This is a genomic window from Nitrosophilus sp., from assembly GCF_982775275.1.
Genome location: NZ_CEXZHP010000097.1, coordinates 1 through 5503 on the forward strand (window position 1 = coordinate 1; position 5503 = coordinate 5503).

Here is a 5503-nt window from a genome sequence, read left to right on the forward strand (position 1 = left end):
CGAACGAAGCCTTTGAAGAGTTAAGAAGATACGGAGATGAGGTCATTTCTCTTTTAAAAGATATTGAGCCTATCCATAAAGAGGTTCACAATCTCGCCTTTGAGGCTATTAGGCTTAAAAAAGAAAATAGAAGCGACGAACTTTTTGAAACACTCAACAATCTCGCAAAAAGCGCCAACGAGCTTATCTCATATCTTATGAAGATATATATTATAGTTAGCACTAAAGAGAAAGATAAACTGGCAAATAAAGGCTAAAAATGTATAAAAACGTCTACAATAAAAGAGGAATAGAGCCAAAAAATATAGAGTCAAAATTTGATATTGACGAGCTCTTTTTCTCAACAACCGATCTAAAAGGGATAATCTTAAGCGGAAACGACGTATTTGTAAGGGTTTCAAAATTTCCAAAAAACGAACTAATAGGAAAAAACCACAACATCATCCGCCATCCAGATATGCCAAGAGCGGTTTTTAAAGCGGTCTGGGCTACTATAAAGCAAGGAAAACCTTTTGTAGGCTATGTTAAAAATATGGCAAAAGACGGTAGCTATTATTGGGTTTTAGCATGTATCTATCCTATGTTTGACAAAGAAGGAAACATAAAAAAATACCTCTCTATAAGATTAAAACCAACATCACAGATTTTCAAAATCATACCAGATTTTTATAAAGAGATATTAAGATATGAACATAGGGAAGGGATGGACGCCGCTCTTGAATATATGCTAAAAAAGATAAAAGAGCTCGGCTTTGAAAATTATGAGGAGTTTAGTAAAAAAATCTTTTTGGAAGAGATAAAATCAAGAGAAGAAAAGCTATCCAATAAAGATATGCTCGTATGCGGAATGGCAAACGAAGTTTTAAGCAAAGAAAATGAGGAGTTAGCCGATACGTTATGTATCTTACAGACCAATTTTTTGAGATTAAATAGATATTTTAACGAAATATATTCAAAAGTAAACACCTTTTTAGATATGAATAAAGACCTAAACAAAAAGTCTCAATTTATATTTCAGCTTGCCGAAGAGATAAGGCTTTTGTCCCTAAACGCCTCTATAGAGAGCTATAAAATAAAAAAAGAGGGGGTCTCTTTTTCCACTCTTTCTCAAGAGATGAGAAAAAACGCTGAATTTAGCGAAAGAGAGATCATCAACCTATCAAAACTTATTCAAGATACCAATAAAGATATAGAAGATACCAGTTTTAATATATTATCATCAAAACTTCAAATAGATATGGTTAACTATTTTCTCAAAGAGATGCTTCAAAAACTAGTAAATGAAAAGATATCTATCCAGGAAGAAAAAGAGATTATTGAAAATATAAAAGATCTTTTTGAGCTTTTAAACGATTATGCAACTAAACTATCTGATAATGTTTATAACTCAAAAAGAAAATTAAGAAATATTTTTTACAATATCAAAGATTTAAACGTTTTAGTAAATAGGCTCGATTTCATACATATAAACGGCCTTATAGAATCGGCCCATACAGGACAGGATGGAGGAAGCTTTACCATTATATTTTCTCAGATGCTAAAACTTGTAGAAGCGGCAAAAGATCAAATAATAGATCTTGAAACAAATATAACAACAGCCAGTGAAGAGAATCTTTCAATAGATATAATCACAGATCTAATAGAAAGTAGACTAATTAAACTTCAAAAAAGATATGAAGATATATTTGCCTAATCGGATAAGATCTTATCAAGCTTTTCAAAGGCTTTTATCAAGATCTTGTCCCTATATATTTCGCAATCTTTTTTTAACGCCTTTTTAAAACTAAGCTTTCTAATATAATCTTTTGGCGCTCCTTTTGAAATAGCCTTTTTAAGCTCTTTATCTATATCCTCTTTTTGATTGGAAAGCTCCCATAAAGTCACTCCAAAGCCTCTACTATATTTTATAGCGTCACTGTCAGCTAAAACTATATAATTTCTATCTTTTTCCTCTATATAGTTTATAACGCCTTTAGTATCGAAAAATCCGTATTTGTCTCCCAAAAAAAGATCAAACTGCGACTCTATCTCTCTATTTTCGTTCCATCTGTTTAAAACAAATAGAGTTTTAATCTCAGGATTTGCCTTTTTGATATGGTGATATATGTTTATAGCGCTAACTGCGTCCAATTCCCCATCCATCAAAGGAATTACTACTAAATCAAGCGCATGAATCATTCCACTATCAATTAGTGCGTTTAAAACAAAAACTGTTGTTTTGTTCGCCCCAACATCCATACATATACTATTTTCTAAAAGCAAAATATCTCTTAACTGCTCTCTTAGATCAACACCGCTAACATTAACCTTTTCAAGCCATATAAGCTTGCTTTTATCAAAGCTTATAGCATCTTCGTTTTCATCGTCAAATTCAAAATAGGAGACGGGGGATTTGCTTTTTTTATATAGATAGGGAACTATTAGTTGCATACTAACGGTGCTTTTTCCAACGCCGCCTTTTGTATTTAAGATGGCAATTTTGTGAAGTTTTTTCATCTTTACCCGCTTTTAAAAGGTTTAGAAATATTATATTTTAAAAGAGATGATAAGAAGATAAAATTATAATTTAAATCCCTCCGAAAGTATCGGAGAGATTTTTATTTTATTTCATTGAGCAAGCACTCACACCCGGAGGTGTAGTAGGCTGAATAGCCTCGTTGCTAACTCCGCCCTCTTCGTTAATCTTTTCTATAAATCTCCAAAGATTGTCCGCGGCTTTATGAAATCTTTTTGCGGTTTCGCTGTCTGGATGATGATAAACTACGGGTTTACCTGCATCTCCCCCTTCTCTAATAGCCGGCTCTATCGGGATCTGCCCAAGGACTAACGTGTTATATTCAAGAGCCACTTCGTTTGCTGTTCCTTTTCCGAAAATATCGCTTTCCGTTTTACAATTTGGGCATATAAATCCGCTCATATTTTCTACGATTCCGGCTATTGGAATGTGAAGTTTTTTAAACATATCAAGACTTCTTCTACTATCGTCTAAACTAACCATCTGAGGAGTAGTAACGGTTACGCCTGCAGTCACGGGAACGCTTTGAGCCAGAGTGAGTTGTGCATCACCTGTTCCTGGAGGCATATCGATAAACAATACATCCAAATCACTCCACAAAATATCTCTTAAAAACTGCTCAATAGCCTTCATTATCATGGCGCCTCTCCATATAAGAGACTGCCCCTCTTCCATTAAAACCCCCATACTCATAACTTCTACGCCGTAAGCCATTATAGGCTTTACTTTGTTGCCCACAACTTCCGGCTGAGCGCCAACTATCCCCATCATTCTTGGAATATTTGGTCCATAAATATCAGCATCCAAGATACCTACTTTCTTACCTTGCATTGCGGTAGCTATAGCAAGATTGACCGTAGTTGTAGATTTACCTACTCCTCCTTTTCCGCTACTAACCATTACAAAGTTTTTTATCTGAGGAGCGATATTTTTACCTCTGCTTGAAGTCTCTTTTGGCATTTTAGGCTGCTTTATAGCCACAACTACCTCTTTAGCCCCTTGCAATTCAAGCTTTTTGGTTATTTCATCACGTAGTTGCTCTGCAACTTCGGGGGCGCTTGAAGTGATATCAAGCTCTACTAAAACCTTATCATTTTCTACCTCAACACTTTTTACAAATCCAAAAGTTACGATATCTTTCGTAAATCCAGGATATGTAACGGTGCTTAATACCTCTTTTACAATCTGTTCGTTTAGCATTTAAATGCTCCTTCTGTTTTAATTCGGAGTAATTTTATCCTATTTAATTTTAAAATTTATTGATTTAAATCAACTAAAAAATTATGCTCCATGCTCCTCGATTATAGTTTGAGTTATTTTATAACTGCAAAACTTAGGTCCGCACATACTACAAAATTCCGCCTCTTTAAATACATCTTGAGGAAGAGTCTCATCATGATACTCTTTTGCGCGATCGGGATCAAGAGCCAATTCAAACTGCTTATTCCAGTCAAAATTGTATCTTGCGTCACTCATAGCGTCATCAATATCGCGTGCGCCTTTTCTACCTCTTGCAATATCCGCAGCGTGTGCTGCTATCTTGTAAGCGATTATTCCTTCTCTAACATCTTTTGCGTTAGGAAGACCCAAATGCTCTTTTGGAGTAACATAGCATAACATACTTGCTCCATACCATCCGGCCATTGCCGCTCCGATTGCGCTTGCGATATGATCATAACCAGCGGCGATATCGGTTACTAAAGGCCCTAAAACATAAAAAGGAGCTTCATGACAATAATCTCTTTCTATTTTGATATTTCTTTCTATCTGATTCATAGGAACGTGTCCGGGCCCTTCTATCATTACTTGAACATCTTTTTCCCAAGCCCTAAGAGTCAACTCACCCAAAACTTTTAATTCGTTAAGTTGAGCATCATCGCTTGCGTCATACAAACATCCGGGTCTTAAACTATCTCCCAAGCTCAAACTTACATCATACTTTCTACAAATATCTAAAATATCATCATACGCTTCGTAAAATGGATTTTCTCTGTGATAATGCATCATCCAAGCGGCCATTAAACTGCCGCCACGGCTTACTATACCCATCTTTCTTTTTGCTACCAGGGGCATAAATCTTAGCAAAAATCCCGCATGTATAGTAAAGTAACTAACTCCCTGCTTTGCTTGTCTTTCTATAACTTCAAGCATTTTATCTATGGTTAAATCTTCGATTTTATTATTGCAGTCATGAAGTATTTGATAGATAGGAACCGTTCCTATAGGAACTTCTGCATTTTTTATAACCTCTTTTCTTATCTCGTCAAGATCTCCGCCGGTTGATAGATCCATTATGGTATCGGCACCATATTTTTGGCAAACTTTTACCTTTTCAACCTCCCCCTCAATATCGCTTGCAAGCGCGGAGCTGCCTATATTTGCGTTTATTTTACATTTTGCGGCTATTCCTATGGCCATCGGTTTTTGATGTATATGGTTGATATTTGCGGGTATTATCATCCTACCTTTTGCCACCTCTTTTCTAACAAGCTCAGGATCCAACCCCTCTACCGCGGCAACATAGTGCATCTCTTCGGTAATAATATTGTTTCTTGCATAATACATCTGCGTTTTAACTTTGTCGTTTTTTCTTTTTTCAATCCACTCTCTTCTCATAATCTATCCTTTTGTTTTGTTAAAAAAGTTAACAATGGTTAAATTGGTTAAAATGGTTAAGTGGTTGAGTAGTTAATCACTCAACTACTTAACCACTTAACCACTCAACCATTTTATCCATTCTAACAAATTTTACAATTTCCTACCAACATTATGTTACATAAAAAAGATAAAAAAAAGCTTTTATGGTGTATAATTTTGTAACACATTAAGAAAAAGGATGAGTTTTGTCTGATTTAACCCTTGTGTTACTTGGTGCAGGAGAGTCGAGCAGATTTAACCTTAAAGTCAAAAAGCAGTGGCTAAGGTGCCAAAATTGGCCCATCTGGTTATATGTAGCCAAAAATTTTGAAAGTTTTTATAAATTTAAAA

5 protein-coding genes and 1 pseudogene are annotated in these 5503 nt (G+C 35.2%); 3 read left to right on the plus strand and 3 right to left on the minus strand.

All coding sequences use genetic code 11. The annotated features are described in order from the left end of the window. A partial coding sequence (locus tag AC30RD_RS05700) for a hypothetical protein (RefSeq protein ID WP_489493374.1) occupies positions 1-257 on the plus strand: 257 nt, incomplete at its 5' end. Positions 258-259: 2 nt separating this feature from the next. Continuing rightward, on the plus strand, positions 260-1693 hold the full coding sequence (locus AC30RD_RS05705) for a methyl-accepting chemotaxis protein (protein WP_489493375.1): 1434 nt from the start codon (positions 260-262) through the stop codon (positions 1691-1693). On the opposite strand, the gene AC30RD_RS05710 is transcribed toward AC30RD_RS05705, so the two are convergent. From AC30RD_RS05710 to thiC, 3 genes are all read right to left on the minus strand, one after another. Continuing rightward, positions 1690-2496 carry a P-loop NTPase family protein gene (locus AC30RD_RS05710; protein WP_489493376.1) on the minus strand — a complete coding sequence of 269 codons (807 nt, stop codon included), beginning with the start codon at positions 2494-2496 and terminating at the stop codon, positions 1690-1692. The two genes, AC30RD_RS05705 and AC30RD_RS05710, sit on opposite strands and share 4 nt — an antisense overlap. Before the next feature lie 106 nt (positions 2497-2602). Beyond that, the gene (locus tag AC30RD_RS05715) at positions 2603-3715 is read right to left on the minus strand and encodes an Mrp/NBP35 family ATP-binding protein (protein ID WP_489493377.1); all 1113 of its coding nucleotides are present in this window, start codon (positions 3713-3715) and stop codon (positions 2603-2605) included. A gap of 81 nt (positions 3716-3796) precedes the next feature. Further along, positions 3797-5131 carry a phosphomethylpyrimidine synthase ThiC gene (gene thiC, locus AC30RD_RS05720; RefSeq protein ID WP_489493378.1) on the minus strand — a complete coding sequence of 445 codons (1335 nt, stop codon included), beginning with the start codon at positions 5129-5131 and terminating at the stop codon, positions 3797-3799. 227 nt (positions 5132-5358) lie between these two features. Between thiC and AC30RD_RS05725 the strand changes: the two are divergent. Beyond that, a pseudogene (locus AC30RD_RS05725) lies at positions 5359-5503 on the plus strand (bifunctional 2-C-methyl-D-erythritol 4-phosphate cytidylyltransferase/2-C-methyl-D-erythritol 2,4-cyclodiphosphate synthase); the annotation flags it as partial.

Bases quoted from the DNA above. Each gene is read 5' to 3' on its own strand.
- AC30RD_RS05705 (WP_489493375.1), top strand. From the start codon at position 260: ATGTATAAAAACGTCTACAATAAAAGAGGAATAGAGCCAAAAAATATA.
- AC30RD_RS05710 (WP_489493376.1), bottom strand. From the start codon at position 2,496: ATGAAAAAACTTCACAAAATTGCCATCTTAAATACAAAAGGCGGCGTT.
- AC30RD_RS05715 (WP_489493377.1), bottom strand. From the start codon at position 3,715: ATGCTAAACGAACAGATTGTAAAAGAGGTATTAAGCACCGTTACATAT.
- thiC (WP_489493378.1), bottom strand. From the start codon at position 5,131: ATGAGAAGAGAGTGGATTGAAAAAAGAAAAAACGACAAAGTTAAAACG.